Genomic DNA, 22,119 nt, shown 5'->3' with positions numbered 1-22,119 from the left:
AAGGCGGCCGACGGGCGACGGCCCGGCGGTGAACCGACGGGGGCACGGTTTGTGGGGGACGTGATGGACTTCGGCACGCGGGGCCCCGAGGCCCCGGCCGACCTCGCCTGGCTGCGAGGCGTGGACGCCTACACCATGGGGGCCTACCCGCAGGCGGAGGAGGAGTTCCGGGCCGCGGTGCGGATGGACCCCGGGATGGCCGACGGCTGGCTCGGGCTGCACGCGCTGCGCGTCGACACGACGACCGCCCTGCTGCGGATGTTCCGGCACCGCGAACGCTTCGGCGAGCAGCGCGCCCGGCACCGCCGGGCCCTCAACTCCTGGTACTGGCTGGGCTGGTGGGTGCAGCCGGTGCTGGAGAGCCCACGCGACCTGCTGCTCGCGCACGCCTCCCACTGGCTCGACGGCCGCCACGTCCCGGAGCTGGACCGGGCCCTCGCCGGGCTGCCGCCCGTGGACACCGACCCCCAGGTCCGCTTCCTGCACGCCTGCCGCGCCTACCTCGTGAAGGACTGGGAGCAGCTCGTCCGCCACACCGATCCGCTGATCGACGACTCCCTGCTCGGCATCGAGGCGGGCCTGTTCGGCGGCATGGCCCGGGTCCGGCTGGAGATGTACGGGCAGGCCGAGCCCCTGCTGGCGGCGGCCCTGATGCGCTGCCGCAGCGAGCAGCCGCAGCGCAAGGAGCTGCGCTACTGGCTGGCCCGGGCGCACGAGGGCACCGGCCGCAGCGCCGCCGCCCTCCCGCTGTACCGGGCCGTGCACCGCGTCGACCCGGCCTTCATGGACACCTCGGCCCGGCTCACGGCGATCGCCGAGGGCGACGGCTACGACGAGTCGGCCGACCTCGCCGCGATCACGCTCTCCGGCGGCCAGGACGCCCTGGAGGGACCGGACACCCTCGACCCCCTCTTCGGCATCGAGGGCCGTGACCTGCGCCTCTCCGAAGCCGACCTGCCCCCGGCCGGCCCACTGCCGACGGTGGCCGATCCGGCGGTGCGCGAGAAGAACGCGGCGGCGCCCACGCTGCCCGCAGGACCGACCGATCCGGTGCTGCTCGAGGAGGCGCTCGCCGAGCTCGAGCGGATGGTGGGCCTCGAACCGGTGAAGCGCCAGGTGAAGGCGCTGTCCGCGCAGTTGAACATGGCGCGGTTGCGGGCCGCGCAGGGCCTGCCGGTCCAGCCGCCCAAGCGGCACTTCGTCTTCTCCGGTCCTTCCGGCACCGGCAAGACCACGGTGGCCCGCATCCTGGGCCGTGTCTTCTACGCCCTCGGCCTGCTCGGCGGCGACCACCTGGTGGAGGCGCAGCGCGCCGACCTGGTCGGCGAGTACCTGGGGCAGACGGCGGTGAAGGCCAACGAGCTGATCGACTCCGCGATCGGCGGCGTCCTCTTCGTCGACGAGGCGTACTCGCTGTCCAACTCCGGCTACGGCAAGGGCGACGCCTACGGCGACGAGGCGCTGCAGGTGCTGCTGAAGCGGGCCGAGGACAACCGCGACCACCTGGTGGTGATCCTGGCCGGCTACCCCGAGGGCATGGACCGCCTGCTGGCCGCCAACCCCGGCCTGTCCTCCCGCTTCACCAGCCGCGTCGACTTCCCGTCCTACCGCCCCCTCGAACTGACCGCGATCGGCGAGGTGCTGGCGGCGGAGAACGGCGACGCGTGGGACGAGGAGGCCCTGGACGAGCTGCGCTCGATCGCCGGGCACGTCGTGGACCAGGGCTGGATCGACGAACTGGGCAACGGGCGGTTCCTGCGCACGCTGTACGAGAAGAGCTGCGCCTACCGGGACCTGCGGCTGTCGACGTACCCGGGCACGCCGTCGCGGGACGATCTGTCGACGCTGCGGCTGCCGGACCTGATGCAGGCGTACGGGGAGGTGCTGTCGGGGCGGGGGCCGCAGGATCCGTCGGCGACGTGACACCCGCGGCCCCGCCCGCGGGTCAGCCGGCCAGCGCCTGTTCCGGGGTTCCGCTCACCCGCGGCTCCGTCACCCTCACCTCGGGCAGGTCCCGGTGCGCCGGGTCCCGGACCTCGCCGACCAGCAGCTCCAGCACGTCCTCCAGCGCGACCAGGCCGAGCACCCTGCCGGAGGCGTCGGCCACCTGAGCGAGGTGGGTCGCCGCGCGGCGCATCACGGTCAGGGCGTCGTCCAGGGGCAGGTCCGAGCGGAGCGTCGTCATCGGACGCCACAGCTGCTGCGGCACCGCCCGCTCCGAGTCCTCCAGGTCGAGGACGTCCTTGACGTGCAGGTAGCCCATGAAGGCGCCGGTGTCCGCGGCGACGGGGAAGCGGGAGTACCCGGTGCGGGCGGTGAGCCGCACGATCTCCCCCGGCGTGACCGAGGGGCTGACCGTGATCAGCGACTCCCGCCGCAGCAGCACGTCCGTCACCGGGCGGGAGCCCAGCTCCAGCGCGTCCTCCAGGCGCTCCTGCTCCTCCGGGTCCAGCAGGCCGGCCTGGCCGGAGTCCTCCACCAGCCGGTTGAGCTGCTCACTGGTGAAGACGGCCTCCACCTCGTCCTTCGGCTCGACGCGGAACAGCCGCAGGATGCCCTGGGCGCAGGCGCCGAGGGCGACGGTGATGGGCCTGCACAGGCGGGCGAACGCGACCAGGCCGGGGCTGAGCCACAGCGCCGCCTTCTCCGGGGCCGCCATCGCCAGGTTCTTCGGGACCATCTCGCCGACCACGAGGTGGAAGAAGACGACGGCGACGAGCGCGATGACGTAGCCGAGCGGGTGGATCATCCCCTCGGGGAGGCGCACCCACGCGAAGACCGGTTCCAGCAGGTGCGCCACCGTCGGCTCGGCGACCGCGCCCAGGGTCAGCGAGCAGACCGTGATGCCGAACTGGGCGGCGGCCATCATCTGCGGCAGCCGTTCCAGCCCGTACAGCACCTGGCGGGCCCGGGCCGTGCCCAGTGGCTCGATCTGGCTGCGGCGCACCGAGACCAGCGCGAACTCGGCGCCGACGAAGAAGCCGTTGGCGAGCACGAGCAGCCCGGCGAACAGCAGTTGCAGCACGCTCATCGGACGACCTCCATGACCGGACCGGTCCTGACCAGCCGGACCCGCTCGGCGCGGTAGTGGCCCACGCGGCGGACCGTCAGCCGCCAGCCCGGCAGTTCGGCCCTGTCGCCGACGGCCGGGATCCGGCCCAGCAGGTCGGCGACCAGGCCGGCGACGGTCTCGTACGGTCCCTCGGGCACGTCGAGGCCGATGCGCCGGAGGATGTCGACCCGGCAGCTGCCGTCGGCGTCCCACGTGGGGCGGCCGTCCTCCGGCGGTGCGGCGGCGAGTTCGGGCACGTCCTGCCCGTCGTGCTCGTCGCGGACCTCGCCGACGATCTCCTCGACGATGTCCTCCAGGGTCACGACGCCCGCCGTGCCGCCGTACTCGTCGACGACGACGGCGATGGGCTGCTCGCTGCGCAGCCGGCCCAGCAGGGGCTGCACCGGCAGGGTCTCGGGGACGAGCAGCGCCGGGCGCGCGATGTCGCCCACGGGCGTGCGCAGCCGGTCCGGCGCCGGGACGGCCAGCGCGTCCTTGAGGTGGACCATGCCGACGACCTCGTCGATCTTCTCCCGGTACACGGGGAAGCGGGACAGGCCGGTGGCGCGGGTGAGGTTGACCACGTCCTCGGCCGTCGCCGACGACTGCAGCGCGCTGACCTTCACGCGCGGCGTCATCACGTGCTGCGCGGTCAGCTCGCCGAGGGACAGGGTCCGTACGAAGAGGTCGGCGGTGTCCTGCTCCAGGGCGCCGGCCTGCGCGGAGTGCCGGGCGAGGGAGACCAGCTCGCCGGGGGTGCGGGCGGAGGCCAGCTCGGCGGTGGGTTCGACGCCGAGTGCCCGGACCAGCCGGTTGGCGACCGCGTTCAGCACGGCGATGACCGGGCGGAACAGGCGCGCGAACACGTGCTGCGGACCCGCGACGAAGCGCGCGACCTGCAGCGGCCGGGACACCGCCCAGTTCTTGGGCACGAGCTCGCCGATCACCATCTGCACGGCGGAGGCCAGCAGCATGCCGACCACCACGGCGATGCCGGACACCGCGCCCCCGGGCAGGCCGACGGCCGTGAACGGGCCGTGCAGCAGCTCGGCGAGCGCCGGTTCGGCGAGCATGCCGACGACGAGGGAGGTGATGGTGATGCCGAGCTGGGTGCCGGAGAGCTGGAAGGACAGTTCCTTCAGCGACTCGACGACGGTGCGGGCCCGTCGGTCGCCCTCGGCGGCGGCCTTCTCGGCGTCCGTCGGCTCGACCGTGACCAGGCCGAACTCGGCGGCCACGAAGAAGCCGTTGGCGAGGATCAGCAGGAAGGCGGCGGACAGGAGGATCAGGGGGATGGTCATGCCGCCGCCTCGAAGGGCCGGGAGGTGGCGGCGCGGGTACTACAGGACGATCCGTCCATCGCTGGAGGGAGTCACTCCTCGGGTAGCAGGAAGCCTCCGGCGGGCCGGTGGGCCCGTCGCGGCGGAGACGTCTCGAACGACGTCTCCCCCAACAGATTAATCAAGACATGGGGCCGGACGGCAGGGTGAACGCGGGTGAAGCCCCGAGTCAGCCCCGAGGCGGCTCGGGATCCCTGGCGCAGCGGGCGTCGGCCAGCGCGCGCAGGGCCCGCGCGTCGGCGATGGCGTGCTGCCTGGCGATGCCCGGCTGGATGCCGAGCGCGGGCAGGCTGGTGCCGTCGCTGAGGTTGAGGAAGACCCAGGGGTCGCCGGGGCGGAGGTTGACCTGGACGATCTCCGCCCAGTCCAGGCGCCGCCTGCTGACGATGTTGACGACGGTCACCCCGGACTCGTCCGCGACGACCTTCACCCGGGCGAGCAGGGCGAGCACCGCGAACAGGATCGCCCCGGTGAGGACGAAGCTGAGGCGTTCGCCGGGGCTCAGCGGCTCCAGCAGGAACGCGACCGTGGTGATGACGGCGAAGATCGCGGCACCGGCGCTGAGCAGGACGACCCGGGTGTGGCGGGGCCGGAACGTGACGGGGAGAGCGGGCAGGTCGGACATCTGCGCGGCCTCTCAGAGACGGCAGGCGTGGATCGCCGTGGTCAGGATGGCCCGGGCGCCGATCGCGTACAGGTCGTCCATGATGCGCTGGGCGTCTTTGGCGGGCACCATGGCGCGGACGGCGACCCACCCCTCGTTGTGCAGGGGGGAGATCGTCGGGGACTCCAGGCCGGGGGTCAGGTCGACGGCCTTCTCCAGCTGCTCGACCCGGCAGTCGTAGTCCATCATCACGTACGTGCGGGCCACCAGGACGCCCTGCAGGCGGCGCAGGAACTGCTGCACCTTGGGCTCCTCGGCGTCGGCGCCGACGCGGCGGATGACGACCGCCTCGGACTGCATGATCGGCTCGCCGATGACCTCGAGGCCGGCGTTGCGCAGGGAGGTGCCGGTCTCGACGACGTCCGCGATGACCTCGGCGACGCCGAGTTCGATGGCGGTCTCGACGGCGCCGTCGAGGTGGACGACGGAGGCGTCGATGCCGTTTTCGGCCAGGTGCCCCTCGACGATCCCCTCGTAGGAGGTGGCGACCGTCATGCCGGTCAGGTCCTGCACGCCGCTCGCCGTGCCGGGCTTGGTGGCGTAGCGGAAGGTGGAGCGGGCGAAGCCCAGCGGGAGGATCTCCTCGGCCTTGGCTCCGGAGTCGATCAGCAGGTCGCGGCCGGTGATGCCGATGTCGAGGCGGCCGGAGGAGACGTAGATCGCGATGTCGCGGGGGCGCAGGTAGAAGAACTCGACCTCGTTGGCCGGGTCGACGATGCGGAGCTCCTTGGACTCGCGGCGCTGCTGGTAGCCGGCCTCATGCAGCATCTCCGCCGCAGGGCCTGACAGGGAACCCTTGTTGGGGACGGCGATGCGCAGCATGAGGTCGGCTTCCTTCGCGTGACGGGGTGAGGTGGGTGGAGGGTGTCTTACGGAGCTGAGGGGACCCGACGGGCCCCGGGGGCTCACAGGTGGGCGTAGACGTCGTCCAGGGAGATCCCGCGGGCGACCATCATCACCTGGACGTGGTACAGCAGCTGCGAGATCTCCTCGGCGGCCGCCTCCTTGCCCTCGTACTCGGCGGCCATCCAGACCTCGGCGGCCTCTTCGACGACCTTCTTGCCGATGGCATGGACGCCCTTGCCGACCAGCTCTGCGGTGCGGGAGGTGGCGGGATCGCCGTGGGCGGCCTTGTGCTGGAGCTCGGTGAAGAGCTCCTCGAACGTCTTCTTGGACATGGTGGTCCTTACCCTACGCGCAAGCCCGGGTGTCTCAGCGCCAGGGTTCGGATACTGAGCGGAGGGTGGCCGCGGTGGCCACCGCCGCCGTCACCGCTTCGTGCCCCTTGTCCTCGTTGGAGCCGGGAAGGCCGGCCCGGTCCAGCGCCTGCTCCTCGGTGTCACAGGTCAGCAGGCCGAAGCCGACGGGCACGCCGGTGTCGACGGAGACCTGGGTGAGGCCCTGGGTGACGCCCTGGCACACGTAGTCGAAGTGGGGGGTGCCGCCGCGGATGACGACGCCGAGGGCGACGACCGCGTCGTAGCCGCGGCCGGCGAGGACCTTGGCGACCACCGGGAGCTCCCAGCTGCCGGGGACCCGCAGCAGGGTCGGCTCGTCGATCCCCAGGTCGTGCAGGGCGCGCAGGGCGCCGTCCACCAGACCGTCCATCACCTTCTCGTGCCACTGGGCCGCGACGACGGCGACCCGCAGGTCGCCCACGTTGCGTACGGACAGTTCCGGTGCGCCCTTGCCGCTCACGTTCTCGTGTCTCCTCGGTGTGCTCTCACTGGGTGTGCTCTCACTGGGTGCCGCAGGTCGTCGCCGTGCCCGCGCCGGCCGTCTCCAGCCAGGGCAGGTCGTGGCCCATCCGGTCCCGCTTGGTGCGCAGGTAGCGGAGGTTGTGCTCGCCGGCCTGCACCGGCATCGGCTCGCGGCCGGTGACCCGCAGGCCGCCTCGCAGAAGCGCGTCGGCCTTCTCGGGGTTGTTGGTCATCAGGCGCACGCTGCGCACGCCGAGGTCCTGGAGGATCCGGGCGCCGGCGCCGTAGTCCCGGGCGTCGGCGGGCAGGCCGAGTTCCAGGTTGGCGTCGAGGGTGTCGCGGCCGCGCTCCTGGAGTTCGTACGCCCTCAGCTTGGAGAGCAGGCCGATGCCGCGGCCCTCGTGGCCGCGCAGGTAGACCACCACCCCCCGGCCCTCGGTGTGGACGCGGTCCAGGGCGGCGTCGAGCTGGGGGCCGCAGTCGCAGCGCAGGGAGCCGAAGACGTCGCCGGTCAGGCACTCGGAGTGGACGCGCACCAGGACGTCCTCGCCGTCGCCGATGTCGCCGTGCACGAGGGCGACGTGCTCGACGCCGTCGGCGGTGGAGCGGTAGCCGTACGCCGTGAAGGTGCCGTGCACGGTGGGCAGGCTGGTCTCGGCCTCGCGGCGGACGAGGGGCTCGGCGGCGGGCTTCTGCTGCGCGGGAACGCCCGGGCGCAGTTCGGTGGCGCGGCGGTGGGCGATCAGGTCCTCGATGGAGATGATCGTCAGGCCGTGCTTGCGGGCGAAGGGGAACAGCTCGGGCAGGCGCAGCATGCGGCCGTCCTCCCCGGCGATCTCCACGATCGCGCCGGCCGGGCGCAGGCCGGCGAGGCGGGCGAGGTCGACGGCGGCCTCGGTGTGGCCGTCGCGGACGAGCACGCCGCCGGGCCGGGCGCGCAGCGGGAAGACGTGGCCGGGGCGGACGAGGTCGGCGGGCTCGGCCTCGCCGCTCGCCAGCAGCCGCAGTGTGGTGGCGCGGTCGGCGGCGGAGATGCCGGTGGTCACGCCGTGGGCGGCGGAGGCGTCGACGGAGACGGTGAAGGCGGTCTTCATCGACTCGGTGTTGTCCTCGACCATCTGCGGCAGCTTCAGCCGGTCCAGTTCCTCGCCCTCCATGGGCGCGCAGATCAGCCCGCGGCACTCGCTCATCATGAAGGCGACGATCTCGGGGGTGATCTTCTCGGCGGCGACGACGAGGTCGCCCTCGTTCTCGCGGTCCTCGTCGTCGACGACGACGATCGGGCGGCCGGCCGCGATGTCGGCGATGGCCTGCTCGACGGGGTCGAGCGACCAGTCCTCGATGCCGTCGGTGCCGTCGGCGCCGTCGGCGCTGTACAGGATCGGTGCCGTGGTCATGCCGGCGCTCCTTCCAGGACGGGCCGCGCGTCCTCGCGGGAGCGCAGCCACCAGTCGCGCATGCCCCACAGGACGAGTGCGCCGTAGATGACGTAGACGAAGCCGGAGAAGGCGTAGCCGTTGGCGAAGTTGAGCGGCACGCCGACCACGTCGACGAGCAGCCAGGCGAACCAGAACTCGACCATGCCGCGGGCCTGCGCGTACATGGCGACGACGGTGCCGACGAAGATGTAGGCGTCCGGCCAGGGGTCCCAGGACAGGGACGGGTAGGCCTTGAAGAGCAGGGCCACGGCGACGGTGCCCAGGGCGGCGGCGCCGGCCATCGCGGCGCGCTCGCGCCAGGTGGCGAACCGCGGCACGATCTGGCCGTCCGCGGACCGGCCCTTGTCGTGGTTCCACCGCCACCAGCCGTACAGGGCGACGACCATGACGACGACCTGCTTGCCGGCGCTGCCGGCGAGGTGGCCGTAGAAGGCGATGAAGAGGATCAGGCCGGAGAGGAACTGCACCGGCCAGGTCAGCAGCGAGCGCCGCCAGCCGAGGGCGAGGGTGATCAGGCCGAGGATGTTGCCGATGGTGTCCGACCAGATGATGTGCTGGCCGAACAGGGTGAAGGCCTGGGAGTTCAGCCAGTTCACCGGGTCACCCCCTGACCGGCCGCGAGCAGCCGCTCGACGTACTTGGCGACGACGTCCACCTCGAGGTTGACCGGGTCGCCGGGCTGCTTGAGGCCGAGCGTGGTCAGGGCGAGGGTGGTGGGGATGAGGCTGACGGTGAAGTGGTCGGACCCGGCGTGGACGACGGTGAGGCTGATGCCGTCGACGGTGATGGAGCCCTTCTCGACGACGTAGCGGGCGAGGTCCGCGGGCAGCGAGATCTTGACGATCTCCCAGTTGTCGGACGGCTTGCGCTCCAGCACCTCGCCGGTGCCGTCGACGTGGCCCTGCACGATGTGCCCGCCGAGGCGCGCGCCGACGGCCGTGGGACGTTCGAGGTTGACGCGGGAGCCGACGGTGAGGGCGCCCAGGCTGGAGCGGTTCAGGGTCTCGGCCATGACGTCGGCGGTGAACTCGTCGCCCTCGTGCTCGACGACCGTGAGACACACGCCGTTGACGGCGATGGAGTCGCCGTGCTTCGCGCCCTCCGTGACGACGGGGCCGCGCAGCCGGAAACGGGAGGCGTCGCCGAGGTTCTCGACAGCGGTGACTTCACCCAGCTCTTCGACGATTCCGGTGAACACTTCCCGGGTCCTCCCTGCCTCATTCGGGCACGGACTCCGGGGCTGTCGAGACGACAGGATGTACGAGCAGGGATACCGGGGGCGACGCCGGACGGGGTTCGTCGACTGGACGAACCGGTACGGCGGCGCGCACGAATGCCCGCCCGCCGCGCACTGCCTCCCATCCGGACTTTAACCGTCGGTCCAGGAATTTCACCTGGTCAACCGGCCGCTGGAGGCGACCGGGTCGCGGACTGTAACCGCCGGTTCGGACTTTCACCGACCCCGGAGTGCGCTGCTGCTAAAAGGTACAGGCTCAGTGTGCCATGCCCGATCGGCGTCCATATGGGTGAAAGGCTGTGGGGTGGCTCACACGAGCGCCCGCCGGATTCCCCGCGGCCCGGCCCGGAACCGTCGGGCGATCCGGCCCGTCGGCCGGCCCGGAACCACCGACTGGTCCAGACCTATTGACGCAAGACCCGGTATGGTCTAGACCTTTCTCCGGGGTCTCGCGCAGGCACGCCCGCGGACCGGCCCGGCGGCGGTGACGACGGCCCTTGCCCGCCGCCGGGTCTCCGGATCCCGCGCCGGCCCCGTCACAGCCTCGCGCCGGACCCGGCAGCCCCCTTCAGCCCCGGCAGCCCCCGCGTCAGCCCCGTCGGCCGTCGCCGAAGCGCCGGGCCAGGAAGTCCTCGAAGGTGCCCTTCCCGACGGCCTGCTGCGGGGCCAGGTGGCCGCCGGAGCGGAAGGCACGGTAGGCCTTGCCCCACAGGGGGACGTTCACCACCGCACGCCGGCGGCCCGTCGCCCGCAGGTACGCGCGGGCCAGCGACTCCAGGGTGCGCACCTCGGGGCCGCCCATGTCCGCGGTCCGCCCGGCGGGTGCGGCGAGGGCGAGCTCGGCGAGGCGGTCCGCGACCTCGGCCACCTCCACCGGCTGGTCCCGCACCCCGGCCGGCAGCAGCATCACCGGCAGCCTGGCCACGGACCCGAGGACGGTCACGAGCAGGTCGTGGAACTGGGTCGCGCGCAGCACGGTCCAGCCCAGCCCCGACTGCTCGATCTGCCGCTCCACGGCGAGCTTGGTCCGGTAGTAGCCGAACGGCACCCGGTCGACGCCGACGATCGAGATGTAGACCAGATGGCCCACCCCGGCCCGCCGTGCCGCGGCGATCAGGTGCCCGGCCGCCTTCTCGTCCCCGCCGGTCTGGGAGGTGGCGCAGTGCACGATCGTGTCCACGCCGTCGACGGCCCGGTCCAGGCCGGGGCCGCCCTCACGCAGGTCCACGGCGTACGGCTCGGCGTGCCGGCTGAGCACCCGTACCTCGTGGCCGTCCGCCCGCAGCCGCTCGGTGACGAGCCGGCCGAGGGTTCCGGTACCGCCGGTCACCAGGATCGTGGTCATGCTGTCGAGTCCCTTCGGACGTCGGACGCCCCCGGACGGAGCGCCCTTCCTCCGACTGGGACGGACCGGGCCCCGCGAAACGTGACACGGCCCCCGCGAGACGTGACATTCCCGCCGTCACGCATGCCCGGCAGTCACGCAGGCCCGGCGGTCGCGCAGGCCGGCAGTCACGCAGGCCCGGCAGTCGCGCAGGCCGGCAGTCACGCAGGCCCGCCGTGGCGCAGGCCCGCGGTCGCTCAGCGTGCCGGCGGGAACAGTTCGTCCTGCGCGCGGTCCCGGGCCGTCAGCAGCGCCCCGCGCAGCACCGCACCGCCGCCCAGGGTGCCGGGCCGCACCTCCGTCGGCAGCGGCGACATCCGGTGCAGCCGCCGGGCGACCCGGCCGGCCAGTGCCTCGCCGCCGGCCTGCCCGATCTCGCCGCCCAGCACCACGCAACCGGGGTCGAGGATCGACACGACGGAGGCGACGCCGACGGCGAGCCGGTCGGCGAGGGCGTCGAGGAATTCCGCGGCTTCCCGCGCGACGGGCCCCGGTCCGGCGGGCGGCGTTGCCACCAGGCGCGCCGCCTCCCGCACCGCCCCGGCGGCCCGCGGTTCGTGTCCCGTCGCCCCGGCCGTCAGACCGTACTCCGCCGCCAGCCTCGCGACCGCCGCCGCGCCCGCCAGGGAGTGGAAGCCGCCCTCGCAGTCCGTGGCCGACGGCAGGCCGGCCGTGCCCGGCACCGGCAGGAAGCCGATCTCCCCCGTGCCGCCGGAGGCGCCGCGGCGCAGGACGCCGTCGAGGACCACGGCCGCGCCGGTGCCGTGGCCGAGCCACAGCAGGACGAAGGTGTCGCGGTCCCGCGCCGCGCCGTCGCGCTGTTCCGCCAGCGCGGCGAGGTTGGTCTCGTTCTCGACGCTGACGCGGGCCCCGGGCAGCCGTTGCTGCAGGGCCGCGACCAGGCTGCGGTGCCACGCGGGCAGGCCGGTGGTGTCGCGGAGTTCGCCGCTGGCGGGGTCGATCAGGCCGGGCGCGCCGATCCCGACGGTGTGCAGCCGGTCGGCGCCGGCCTCCTTCAGCGCGTGCTCGACCAGGGTGACCGCGCGTTCCACGGCGGTGCCCGTCCCGGTGTCGCCGCCGATCGGCACGGACGCCTCGGCCAGCACCCGGCCGACCAGGTCGGACACCAGCACCGCGACGCTCTCCGTGCGCACGTCCAGCGCCGCGAGGTGCGCACGGTCGGCGACGATGCCGTACAGCTTCGCGTTGGGGCCGCGGCGCGCCTCGCCCGCCTCCCCGACCACGGTGACCAGACCGGACGCGGTGAGCCGTTCGACGAGGTCGGCGACGGTGGGCCGGGACAGGCCGGTCAGCTGCTTCAACTGCCCTGCCGTCAACGGGCCCTCCTGCTGGAGCAGGCGCAGGGCGAGCCGGTCGTTGATGGCCCGGGCGGTGCTCGGGGACGCGGGCATGCCGGGATCCTTCCAGATGCGCAGGGGCGCGCGGCACGCGGGCGGCGCCTTCGGTCGTCGTGCTTCGGTGCACGCGGCCCGGTCGTTCGTACGGGGCTGATTGCGGGCTATCTATCAGGCAGGGTTCCTGATAGTTTACGGCGCCGGGGCGGACAGCCATGGGACGGGAGTGCGGGAGGGCCGGAGAATGAAGGACGTGGTCCACGACCAGCGCGAGGTGAGGCGTGCCCGGTACGCGATGGCGGCCGTGTTCGCGGTGCACGGCGCCGTCACGGGCTCGTTCGCGACCCGGGTGCCGTGGATCCAGGACCACGCCTCGGTCAGCGCGGGCCTGCTCGGTTTCGCCCTCGCCTTCACGGCGCTCGGCGCCGCCTGCGCGATGCCGCTGGCCGGCCGTGTAACGCACCGCTTCGGGAGCCGGAACACCCTGCGCGCCCTGATCGCCGCCTGGACGGTGTCGCTGGTCCTGCCGTCGCTCTCGCCGAACCTGCCCACCCTGTGCCTGGCGATGTTCACGTACGGGGCCACCGCCGGGATGGCCGACGTGGCCATGAACGCGCTCGGCGTCGAGGTCGAGCGGCTGCTCGGCAAGTCGATCATGTCCGGTCTGCACGGCATGTGGAGCGTGGGCGCGCTGATCGGCTCGGCGGCCGGCACGCTCGCCGCGCACCTCGGCTCGGACGCCCGGCTGCACCACGGGCTGGCGGCGGCGGTGCTCACCGTGCTGGGCGTGCTGGTCTGCCGCTGGGTGCTCGATCTGCAGCCCGCCGAGGACGAGGAGCCGCCGCCGAGGTTCACCCTGCCGCCCCGGTCGGCGCTGCTGATCGGAGCGGTCGGCTTCTGCGCGGTGTTCGCGGAGGGCGCGAGCCTCGACTGGTCGGCGGTCTACCTGCGCGACCGGCTGGAGAGTTCGGCGGGTCTGGCGGCCGCGTGCACGACCGGCTTCATGCTCACCATGGCGCTCGCCAGGCTGGTGGGCGACACGGTGGTCGACCGCTGCGGCGCCGAGCGCACCGTCCGGGCCGGCGGCGGTCTCGCCGTCCTCGGCGGGGTGCTCATCGTCGTCGCCGGTCACCCGGCGGTGGCGATCGGCGGGTTCGCGCTGGTGGGCCTGGGTATCGCGGTCGTCGTGCCGCTGTGCTTCGCGGCGGCGGGGCGCAGCGGCCCGAACCCCAGCCAGGCCATCGCGGGCGTCGCGACCATCACCTACACCTCTGGGCTGATCGCGCCGAGCGCGATCGGCGGGCTCGCCGAGGCGACCAGCCTGACGGTGTCGTTCGCGCTGGTGACGGTGCTGGCCTTCGGTCTCGTGGCCTTCGCGGGGGTGCTGCGCCCCGGCGAGCGCGACCGGGCGGAGGTCAGTCCTCGGGGCGAAGCAGTTCCCGGCCCGCGGCCCTGAACGTCTCGCTCCACGGCGCGGGCCGCAGCGTCTCCGCGTCCAGCCGGACCAGGACGCGGGCGCCCCGCGCGTAGGTCGTCGAGCCGTCCCGCGAGCAGAACCGGAAGCCGTAGGTCAGGCCCGTGGTGCCCAGCCGCTCCAGCCAGAGGTGGACGGCGTACGTGCCGGGGCGGGTGACGGGCGCCTCGTAGGTGATGCGGAGTTCCTTGACCGCGTTGCAGGCGTCGCCGGCCGCCGCCCAGTCGCCCTCGAAGTGGATGCCGTGCCCCTGCCACAGCTCCGTCCACGCCTGCTCGACCTTCAGCGGGTAGCGGGCGTTGTGGAGCAGGCCGAGCGCGTCCAGGTCGTCGAAGTGGACGGTGACGGGGATCAGCCGGCCGTAGGACAGGGCGGGGGCGGTCGGGGCTTCGGCGGTCACGGGCGGGGCTCCTGAGCGTTGCGGGTGGGGCGCCGCGGCGCCCTCGGGGTGCACTCCATCCTAAGCGGACGCTCAGCACTCGTCGTCGGGAAGGGCCTGGTCAGGCAGCCGGGCGAGGGGCGTCGGGGCGGGGCGGGTGCGGGCGGACCACGGGCACCACCGACAATTGGTCCGGAACAAGCTGCACAGTACAGAGAAAGCGAAACCTCATCATGGACCTCGGCGTGCGCTGGAAGCTGCACGGAGACGGGCGTACGCCCGCGCCCGGAGCGGTGGTACGCCCCGACGAACGGCTCTCCTGGCCCCGCACGGTCGGACTCGGCGCCCAGCACGTGGTGGCGATGTTCGGCGCGTCCTTCGTGGCCCCGGTCCTGATGGGCCTGGACCCCAATCTCGCGATCATGATGTCGGGCGTCGCGACCGTGATCTTCCTGCTCGCCACCCGCGGCCGGGTCCCGAGCTACCTGGGCTGCTCGCTGTCCTTCGTGGGCGTGGCGGCCGTCATCCGGGCACAGGGCGGTTCGAGCGCCACCGTCACCGGCGCGGTGTTCGTCGTCGGCGTCGCGCTGTTCCTGGTGGGGCTCGCCGTGCAGCGCTTCGGGGCGCGGATCATCCACATCGCGATGCCGCCGGTCGTCACCGGCGCGGTCGTGATGCTGATCGGCTTCAACCTCGCGCCCGTCACCGCCTCCACCTACTGGCCGCAGGACCAGTGGACCGCCCTGCTGGTGATGCTGTTCACCGGTCTGGCGGTGGTCGGCCTGCGCGGTTTCTGGTCCCGCATCGCGATCTTCCTCGGCCTGGTCTTCGGGTACGCCGCTTCCTGGGCGTTCGACCGGATCTTCGGCCGCATCCACTCGGCCGACGCGAGCGGGAAGATCACCGACCACTGGCGCCTGGACCTCTCCGGCGTCTCCCGCGCCGACTGGTTCGGGCTGCCGTCCTTCCACGGCCCGTCCTTCCAGTGGTCGGCGATCCTGGTGGCCCTGCCGGTCGTCATCGCCCTCGTCGCCGAGAACGCCGGGCACGTCAAGGCGGTCGGCGAGATGACCGGCGAGTCGCTGGACGACAAGCTGGGCACGGCGATCTCCGCCGACGGCATCGGCTCCATGCTGTCCACCGCGGTCGGCGGCCCGCCCAACACCACGTACTCCGAGAACATCGGCGTGATGGCCGCCACCCGCGTCTACTCCACCGCCGCCTACTGGGCCGCCGCCAGCTTCGCGCTGCTGTTCGGCCTGTGCCCGAAGTTCGGCGCGGTGGTGGCCGCGATCCCGGGCGGCGTGCTCGGCGGCATCACGGTCATCCTGTACGGCATGATCGGCCTGCTCGGCGCGCAGATCTGGCTCAACGCCAAGGTGGACCTGCGCAATCCGCTGAACCTGGTGCCGGCCGCGGCGGGCATCATCATCGGCGTCGGCAACGTCACCATGAAGTTCACCGACACCTTCTCGCTCAGCGGCATCGCGCTCGGCACGCTGGTCGTCATCACCGGCTACCACGTGCTGCGCGCGTTCGCGCCCGCCCACCTCAAGCCGCAGGAGCCGCTGCTCGACGAGGGCACGTCCTCCTACGACGAGGCCGGCTCGTAGGCGTACGACGGGCTGAACGTGCCCGGCGCCCCCTCGCAGCCGTCCGACTCCCCCGGCAGCTTCACCCACAGGCAGGCGTCGATCCGGGCCTCGCCGGTGCCGAGCGTGGGCGTCCGCCCGATCCTGCGGCCCGCCGGAGCGTGGGCGTCCGCCCGATCCTGCGGCCCGCCGGAGCGTGGGCGTCCGCCCGATCCTGCGGCCCGCCGGGTCGCGCCACTCGTCGTCGGCCGGCGCGCCGTTGCCGTTGCGCCTGGTGTCGATGACGGCGCCCAGGCCGGCGGGCCCGCCGAGGGCGTCGAGGACCTGCCGGCCGTAGGCGGTCTCGGCGGCGGTGGTGCGGAAGTCGGAGACGTTGCTGAAGACGCCGTCGGAGGAGGCGGCCGAGGCGGCGCCCGCCTGCCGGAGCAGGGCCGCCTGCCGCGCGGCCGGGTGCCGGCCGGAGTGCCCGGCGTCGTAGTGGACCCGGGCCCTCGGGTTCGCCGTCCTCAGCACCCGGCCCGCGCGGGCCGGCGAGGCGAAGCGGGCGGCGCGTCCGCTGTCGGAGAGACAGTCGGACTGCGCGATCGAATCGGGCTCCAGGACGACGACGACCTCGCCGGAGCCGGGCCCCTCGGCGAAGGCGTCGATCCAGTCGTCGTAGGCGGCGAGACCGGGCGCCCCGCCCTCGGACACGCCGCCGCAGTCGTGGTCCGGTACGGGGTACGGCACCACGACCGGCACCCTGCCCTGCGCGGCGGCGCCCGCGGTGACCGCGCGGCCCCGGGAGGCGATGGTCCCGGGGGTGAAGTCGGCGAACCACACGTCCGCCGGCTGACCGGCGATCCGGGACTCCATGACGGCGGCGCGGGGATCGCCGGGGTGCGCGCGCGGGGACCCAGTCGAGAACCTGGGAGTCGGGATGCCGGTAGAGCCGGCCGGCGGCGGTCGCGGCCTGCCGCTCCTTCGCCGTCGGCGGCGGTGCGGGGGCCGGGCGGGCGATGGGCTTCTCGGTGGGCTTCTCGGTGGGCTTCTCGGTGGGCGGGGCGGACTCGGACGCCCCGGCCGCGGGCGGGGACGACGACGGCGGCAGGGGCAGCTGCTCCGGGCGCGGCGATCCGGTGATCCGGGACCTGGCTTCCCCGCCGACGCGTCCGTCGTCGAGCGCCGGGATCATCCCGGTCGCCGCGCCGACGGCGACCACGACGGAGGCCGCCGCGGCCATGGCGCCGTGCAGGGCCGGCACGCCGGCGTCCGGCCCTGCGTGCCGCCCGGTGGCGGGCACGTACGCCTGGCACGGTGCTGCTCCCCCCTCCCCCGCGGCGGGCGCGTTCCCCCGTTCCGGGGAAGCGCCGGGTCCGCCGCCACTCGGGCCACCCTGAGCCTGGGACGCTTCCGGCATGGCGCAACGCGAACAGTTCACCACTCCCGTCGACGCGGTCGTCTCCCGGATGCGCGCCCTGGACGCGGCCCTGCCGGAGCGGGACGGCGTCGCGGTCTTCAACCGCGTCTACCTCACCGTCACCGAGGCCGTCGACCGGAGCATCGACGCCGGGCGGTTCGCGGACCGGCGGGCGGCGATCACGCTGGACGTGCGGTTCGCCGAGCGCTACCTCGCCGCCGTCGACGCGGTGACCGACGGACGGCGGGCACCGGCCTGCTGGCGGCCGCTGTTCCAGCTCCGCCGGCACCCCGGCGTACGACCGCTGCAGTTCGCGCTGGCGGGCATCAACGCGCACATCGGCCACGACCTGGCGCTCGCCGTGGTGGACAGCTGCCGTACGCTCGGCTGCGAACCGGCCGATCTGGAGGACGAGTTCGACCGCGTGGGCGATCTCCTCGTCTCGCTGGAGGAGCGCGTCCGCGAAGATCTGATGCCGGGCCCCGACCTGTTGCAGATCGCCGACCCGCTCACCCATCTGCTCGGTTCGTGGAGCCTGGAACGCGCCCGGGAGGCCACCTGGGCGGCGGCACGTGCCCTGTGGGCGCTGCGCCGGGTGCCCGACGTGGCCGAGGAGTTCACCGAACAGCTCGACGCGGCGGTCGGCTTCGCGGGCCGCATCCTCCTGACACCGCTGGCGGACTGCCGTCAGTCCTCGGGCAGTTCCACCGGGGCGATCTCGTCGTAGACGTCGCCGGGGCCCGGGTTGGACGCGTCGGTGGCGCCGCCGAGGTGGTGCATGACGCCCCAGACCGCGTTCAGCGCGGTCTGGACCGCGCCCTCGGCCCAGCCGGCCGTCCAGGAGATGTCGTCGCCGGCGAGGAAGATGCCCCGCTTGTCCTCGGGCAGCCGGTCCTGCATGAAGTGGGTGAACAGCCGCCGCTGGTAGCGGTAGTGGCCGGGCAGGTTGGCCTTGAACGCGCCCATGAAGTAGGGCTCGTTCTCCCAGGAGACGGTCACCGGGTCGCCGATGATGTGCTTCCTGATGTCGACGTTCGGGTAGATCTCGCCGAGCGACTTCAGCATGACCTCCATCCGCTCGTTCGCGGACAGCGGCAGCCACTTCAGGCTGTCGTCGCACCAGGTGTAGGAGAGGCAGATGACGGCGGGCCGGTCCGGGCCGTCGTCGAGGAGGTAGGTGCCGCGGGTCATGCGGTCGGTGAGCGTCATCGACATCACGTCCCGGCCGGTCGGGTTCCCCCTGTCGTCGACGGCCTTGTCGAGCCAGAACGGCCGGTCGACCGGGACGAACAGCTTGCTGGACTCCATGTAGTGGGTGCGCTCGATCGCCGTCCAGTGGTCGATCGGGAACAGCGAGTCGTCGCAGGCGATCTTCGACAGCAGCATCCAGGACTGGGCGGTGAAGATGGCCGCCCGGTAGGTGCGGATGGCGCCGCTCGCGTCCGTCACGGTGATGTGGTTGCCGGCGGTGCGGTGCAGCCGGGTCACGGCCGGCCGCGGCTCGCCGTCCACGTGCAGGGACTTCAGCGAGGTGCCGTACGGCCAGTGGACGATCTTCTCCGGCTCGCGCTCCCACAGGCGCAGCGGCAGCTGCTGGGAGCCGCCGACGATGCCGCGGTGGTGGTCGTCGGCCTCGGTGTAGACGACGCGCAGGATCTCCAGGATGGAGTTGGGGAAGTCGGTGTCCCAGCCGCCCGTCCCGAAGCCGACCTGGCCGAAGATCTCGCGGTGCCGGAAGGACTTGAACGCCGCGGAGTCGCAGAGGAAGCCGTAGAAGGTCTGGTTGTCGAGCTTCTCCACGAGCCTCGCCCAGATCTCGCGGATGCGGGGCACGTCACGCTCGCGCAGGGCGCGGTTCATCGCGGAGAAGTCGGCGCCCTCTTCGAGGCACGCGTTCCAGGCCGCGGCGACGTCCCGGTACACCTGGGGAAGGTCGTCGATCGTCTCGGCGTAGTGCGACTCGCCCTTGAGGTCGACGACGGTCGAAGGCGTCGCCTCGGCGAGGGGGTTGGGGAAGGGACGGGTCTCCAGGCCCACCAGGTCGATGTAGTGCTGCAGCGCCGTGGAGGACGGCGGGAAGCGCATCGCGCCCATCTCGGCGGTGAGGGAGGGGTCGCAGCCCTCGAAGCCGACGGTGCGCAGCCGCCCGCCGATCCGGTCCGCCTCGTAGACGACCGGCTTCAGGCCCATCTTCATCAGCTCGTACGCGGCCACGATGCCGGACAGGCCGCCGCCGATCACCGCGACCTCGGTGCCGTGCTCGGTCGCGGGTATCTGGCCCAGGCCCGCCGGGTGGGCGAGGAAGTCGTCGTACGCGTACGGGAAGTCCGGGCCGAACATGGTGATCGGCGGCTGCTGCTCGTCTGCGTGCTCGACGGCGTTGGGCACCGTGGACGTCATGGGGTGCGGACTCCTTGCGCGAAAAGAGGAACGGAGGGACGAAAGGAACAGGGGCGCGTCAGACGAGGGCGCCGTACAGGCCTGGACGGCGGTCCGTCAGATACGGGTTGGCCTCGCGGGAGGCGTCCAGGAAGGCGGGGTCGACGTCGGCGAGGACGAGTTCCTCGCCGCGGCCGGCGCGAGTGCGGGCGACTCCGTCGGGTCCGGCCAGCGTGGAGAGGCCGACGAAGTCGAACTCCCCTTCCCGGCCGACCCGGTTGACGTACGCGACGTACATCTGGTTCTCGAAGGCGCGCACCGGGATCAGCGACTCGGGGACGAACTGGTACGGGTGCATCTGCGCCGTCGGCACCACGAGGAGGTCGGTGCCGGCGAGCGCGTGGGCGCGGACGTTCTCCGGGAACTCCACGTCGTAGCAGATCATGAGGCCGACGCGGAGGCCGTTCAGCTCGGCCTGCACCACCGGCTGCTCGCCCGGCGTGAAGTGGGCGCGCTCGAAGGGGCCGTAGAGGTGGGTCTTGCGGTAGTGGGCGAGGCGGTCGCCGTCGGCGGAGACCAACTGGGCGGAGTTGAAGACCGCCTCGCCGGCCCGCTCGGGGTAGCCGTAGACAACCGCCACGCCGTGCCGCGCGGCGATGCCGGCGACCGCGGCCGCCGAGGCGCCGTCGGCGGGTTCGGCGAGGCGGGCGATGTCATCGCCGATCGCGTACCCGGTCAGGAACATCTCCGGCGCCGCCAGCAGCCCGGCGCCCGCGGCGGCGGCGCGGCCCGCGGCCTCGTCGAGGACCTCGAGGTTCGCCTCGACCGATCCGGGACGGCCGGAGCTCTGGAGCAGGGCGGTGCGCATGGGTGTTCCTCACCGGTACGGAAGGGGGGTAGGGGGGCCAGGAAGACCGTACGGTCGGCGTCCTCGGCCGGACAAGAAGCAGCCGTTGCGCACCGCCGCGCTGATCGTTGCGCGGAACGGCGGTGCGGCGGCGATTCGTTGCACGCCCTCCCTCCGGGCCGCGGAAGGCCCGCCCGTCGGGGCGCCGTTCCTGCGCTACGACGGGCGGGCACCGGTCAGAAGCAGGGCCGTCGCCGGGGACGGCGCGGCGAACACCGCGAAGCCGGTCCGGCGGAGAGTCGTTCCAGCCCCCCGCACCGGCCGCGCAGACCCATGGCTACGGGCGGGCCTTCTCGCGCTGCGGGGATCAGGTGGCGACCCGCAGGACGGCCGTCACCGGATACCGCGCGGCGCACACCGCGTACCCGGTGCCGCGGCGATTCGCTGCAGACCCCCGCACCGGCCCGCGCAGACCCATGGCTACGGACTGGCCTCCTCGCGCTGCGGGGACCAGGTGACGACCCACAGGACGGCCGTCACCGGATACCGCGCAGACCATTGGCTACGGGCCAGCCTTCTCCCGCTGCGAGGACTGGGTGACGGCCAGCAGGGCGGCCGTCATCAGGTACGGCGCGGCGAACACCGTGAAGGCGGTGCCATGGGTGGTTCGCGTGGCGAGGGCCGCGTAGCCGGCGAAGACGACGATCGTGGCGAGTTCCGTGCCCAGGCCCGCGACCGACGTCAGGGTGGCCCGGCCGGAGTCGTCGATGCGCTGCTGCAGCCGGACGTCCGCCAGTACGGTCGCCAGCTGGAAGCCGGCGAAGGCCACGGCGACGAGGCCGAGCCCGGCCGGTGTCCGCGTCGCCGCTCCCGCGGCCAGGGCGAGTGCGGCGCCGGCGAGCAGCGCGGCGAACCCGGCCCGGCCGAGGCGTGCGCAGGCGCCCGCCAGCAGGCTGCCGGCCGTGGCTCCCGCCCAGACCAGCAGGAGCAGGTACGGCACCGCCTCCTCCGGCACGCCGGTCTCCCGCACCAGCAGCGGGGTGTACTCGTCGAGCGCCCCCCACACCGCGCCGACGGCGGGCACCAGGAGCAGCGCCCCGCGCAGGGACCGGTCGCGGCGGACCTCGCCGACCCCGGCCCGCAGGGTGGCCGCCCAGTTCCCGGCCCGGCCCGGCGACGCGGCCCGGTGTTCCGGGAACCGGGACGCGACCGCCGCGGCCGCCAGGCAGGACAGCACGCTCGCCGCCCCCACGGCCGGGTAGCCGCCGAGGGCGAACACGGGCCCGGCGAGGCCCATCGCGGCCATGACGGCCAGCAGCCCCGCCGCCCGGGCCCGCCCCATGACCCGGGCGTACCTGCCGGCCGCGCCGAGCCGCTCCAGTTCCTCGTACACCAGCGCCTCCAGCGCCCCGGAGCCGAGCGCTCCCCGGGCGCCCCACAGGACGAAGCCGAGCGCGAAGGCCCAGTACGAGGGGACGAGCACCCACAGCGCGAAGCCTGCGGCGGTCAGCAGCGGGCCGAGCCACAGCAGCAGCCGCCGGGAGACGGCGTCGGCCCAGGCGCCGGAGGGCACCTCCAGCAGCACGCCGGTGGCCGACCAGAGGGCGAAGAGGGAGGAGATCTGCCACACGGACAGTCCGGTGTCGCTGAACAGCAGCGCGTACACCGGGTAGAGCAGGACGAAGTCGTCGAGGAACGCGTAGCCGTACAGCGTGGCCGTGAGCCGCCGGACGCCGACGGCGGGCGCACGCACAGGGGTGAGTGTCATGAGGCCTTCCCGCAGGGACGGATCGGATGCCGGGGGTACGGCGTCCGAGGCGGCCCTCGGGAGGCACGGCGGTGGGATCAATGTCGCCAGGTCATGTCACCGATGCTAGA

The 22,119-nt window shown here is 73.3% G+C and carries 19 protein-coding genes, 1 pseudogene and 1 riboswitch; of the genes and pseudogenes, 4 read left to right on the top strand and 16 right to left on the bottom strand.

Translation table 11 applies throughout. The annotated features are described in order from the left end of the window. Nucleotides 1–63: 63 nt before the first annotated feature. Nucleotides 64–1,923: an AAA family ATPase gene (locus AB0G63_RS18070; protein ID WP_360750960.1), complete on the top strand. Its 1,860-nt coding sequence runs from the start codon at nt 64–66 to the stop codon at nt 1,921–1,923. Between the two features lie 22 nt (nt 1,924–1,945). Here the strand turns inward: AB0G63_RS18070 and AB0G63_RS18065 are convergent, their stop codons facing one another. From AB0G63_RS18065 to AB0G63_RS18015, 11 genes are all read right to left on the bottom strand, one after another. Continuing rightward, nucleotides 1,946–3,031, bottom strand: coding sequence for a hemolysin family protein (locus tag AB0G63_RS18065; RefSeq protein WP_360750958.1), 1,086 nt, complete (start codon nt 3,029–3,031; stop codon nt 1,946–1,948). Further along, nucleotides 3,028–4,353, bottom strand: a complete 1,326-nt coding sequence (locus tag AB0G63_RS18060) for a hemolysin family protein (RefSeq protein ID WP_360750956.1) — start codon at nt 4,351–4,353, stop codon at nt 3,028–3,030. Before AB0G63_RS18060 ends, AB0G63_RS18065 begins: the two co-directional genes overlap by 4 nt. Before the next feature lie 208 nt (nt 4,354–4,561). Continuing rightward, complete coding sequence (locus tag AB0G63_RS18055; RefSeq protein ID WP_360750954.1) at nt 4,562–5,017, bottom strand: PH domain-containing protein; 456 nt, start codon at nt 5,015–5,017, stop codon at nt 4,562–4,564. 12 nt (nt 5,018–5,029) lie between these two features. Further along, nucleotides 5,030–5,878 (bottom strand): ATP phosphoribosyltransferase, encoded by an 849-nt coding sequence (gene hisG / locus AB0G63_RS18050; RefSeq protein ID WP_360750952.1) that lies wholly within the window; start codon nt 5,876–5,878, stop codon nt 5,030–5,032. An 83-nt stretch (nt 5,879–5,961) separates the two neighbouring features. Then, nucleotides 5,962–6,234, bottom strand: a complete 273-nt coding sequence (locus tag AB0G63_RS18045) for a phosphoribosyl-ATP diphosphatase (RefSeq protein WP_007491392.1) — start codon at nt 6,232–6,234, stop codon at nt 5,962–5,964. Nucleotides 6,235–6,268: 34 nt separating this feature from the next. Further along, nucleotides 6,269–6,754 (bottom strand): 6,7-dimethyl-8-ribityllumazine synthase, encoded by a 486-nt coding sequence (ribH, locus tag AB0G63_RS18040; protein WP_360750950.1) that lies wholly within the window; start codon nt 6,752–6,754, stop codon nt 6,269–6,271. A 40-nt stretch (nt 6,755–6,794) separates the two neighbouring features. Then, nucleotides 6,795–8,153: a bifunctional 3,4-dihydroxy-2-butanone-4-phosphate synthase/GTP cyclohydrolase II gene (locus AB0G63_RS18035; protein WP_360750948.1), complete on the bottom strand. Its 1,359-nt coding sequence runs from the start codon at nt 8,151–8,153 to the stop codon at nt 6,795–6,797. After that, nucleotides 8,150–8,791: a nicotinamide riboside transporter PnuC gene (gene pnuC, locus AB0G63_RS18030; RefSeq protein ID WP_360750946.1), complete on the bottom strand. Its 642-nt coding sequence runs from the start codon at nt 8,789–8,791 to the stop codon at nt 8,150–8,152. Before pnuC ends, AB0G63_RS18035 begins: the two co-directional genes overlap by 4 nt. Continuing rightward, nucleotides 8,788–9,393 (bottom strand): riboflavin synthase, encoded by a 606-nt coding sequence (locus AB0G63_RS18025; RefSeq protein ID WP_360750944.1) that lies wholly within the window; start codon nt 9,391–9,393, stop codon nt 8,788–8,790. The genes pnuC and AB0G63_RS18025 overlap by 4 nt, the downstream gene beginning before the upstream one ends. A gap of 146 nt (nt 9,394–9,539) precedes the next feature. Beyond that, nucleotides 9,540–9,670: riboswitch (FMN riboswitch) on the bottom strand. 351 nt (nt 9,671–10,021) lie between these two features. Further along, a complete protein-coding gene (locus AB0G63_RS18020) occupies nt 10,022–10,777 on the bottom strand; it encodes an NAD(P)H-binding protein (protein WP_360750942.1) in 756 nt (251 codons plus the stop codon). 236 nt (nt 10,778–11,013) lie between these two features. Continuing rightward, entirely contained in the window at nt 11,014–12,228 is a 1,215-nt protein-coding gene (locus tag AB0G63_RS18015) for an ROK family transcriptional regulator (protein WP_360750940.1), read from the bottom strand. A gap of 187 nt (nt 12,229–12,415) precedes the next feature. Between AB0G63_RS18015 and AB0G63_RS18010 the strand changes: the two genes are divergently transcribed. Next, on the top strand, nt 12,416–13,627 hold the full coding sequence (locus AB0G63_RS18010) for an MFS transporter (RefSeq protein WP_360750938.1): 1,212 nt from the start codon (nt 12,416–12,418) through the stop codon (nt 13,625–13,627). Here the strand turns inward: AB0G63_RS18010 and AB0G63_RS18005 are convergent. Next, the gene (locus AB0G63_RS18005; RefSeq protein ID WP_360750936.1) at nt 13,587–14,045 is read right to left on the bottom strand and encodes a thioesterase family protein; all 459 of its coding nucleotides are present in this window, start codon (nt 14,043–14,045) and stop codon (nt 13,587–13,589) included. The genes AB0G63_RS18010 and AB0G63_RS18005 overlap by 41 nt on opposite strands. Before the next feature lie 212 nt (nt 14,046–14,257). Between AB0G63_RS18005 and AB0G63_RS18000 the strand changes: the two genes are divergently transcribed. Further along, a complete protein-coding gene (locus tag AB0G63_RS18000; RefSeq protein ID WP_360750934.1) occupies nt 14,258–15,637 on the top strand; it encodes a solute carrier family 23 protein in 1,380 nt (459 codons plus the stop codon). Here the strand turns inward: AB0G63_RS18000 and AB0G63_RS17995 are convergent. Beyond that, nucleotides 15,616–16,838: pseudogene (locus tag AB0G63_RS17995) on the bottom strand (glycoside hydrolase family 6 protein). The gene AB0G63_RS18000 and the pseudogene AB0G63_RS17995 overlap by 22 nt on opposite strands. A 175-nt stretch (nt 16,839–17,013) precedes the next feature. Here AB0G63_RS17995 and AB0G63_RS17990 point away from each other — a divergent pair. Further along, a complete protein-coding gene (locus AB0G63_RS17990; RefSeq protein WP_360750932.1) occupies nt 17,014–17,742 on the top strand; it encodes a DUF5995 family protein in 729 nt (242 codons plus the stop codon). Here AB0G63_RS17990 and AB0G63_RS17985 read toward each other — a convergent pair. The 3 genes from AB0G63_RS17985 to AB0G63_RS17975 form a co-directional block, all read right to left on the bottom strand. After that, nucleotides 17,703–19,415 carry an NAD(P)/FAD-dependent oxidoreductase gene (locus AB0G63_RS17985; RefSeq protein WP_360750930.1) on the bottom strand — a complete coding sequence of 571 codons (1,713 nt, stop codon included), beginning with the start codon at nt 19,413–19,415 and terminating at the stop codon, nt 17,703–17,705. The genes AB0G63_RS17990 and AB0G63_RS17985 overlap by 40 nt on opposite strands. Before the next feature lie 58 nt (nt 19,416–19,473). Further along, nucleotides 19,474–20,262, bottom strand: a complete 789-nt coding sequence (locus AB0G63_RS17980; RefSeq protein WP_360750928.1) for a carbon-nitrogen hydrolase family protein — start codon at nt 20,260–20,262, stop codon at nt 19,474–19,476. Between the two features lie 541 nt (nt 20,263–20,803). Next, on the bottom strand, nt 20,804–22,009 hold the full coding sequence (locus AB0G63_RS17975) for an MFS transporter (protein ID WP_360750926.1): 1,206 nt from the start codon (nt 22,007–22,009) through the stop codon (nt 20,804–20,806). Nucleotides 22,010–22,119: the final 110 nt, after the last annotated feature.

Origin of the sequence: Streptomyces sp. NPDC020996 (genome assembly GCF_040641355.1) — a bacterium.
Taxonomy (GTDB): domain Bacteria; phylum Actinomycetota; class Actinomycetes; order Streptomycetales; family Streptomycetaceae; genus Streptomyces.
The sequence above is the reverse complement of the archived record's forward strand: the minus strand, read 5'-3'. Positions and strand labels throughout refer to the sequence as shown.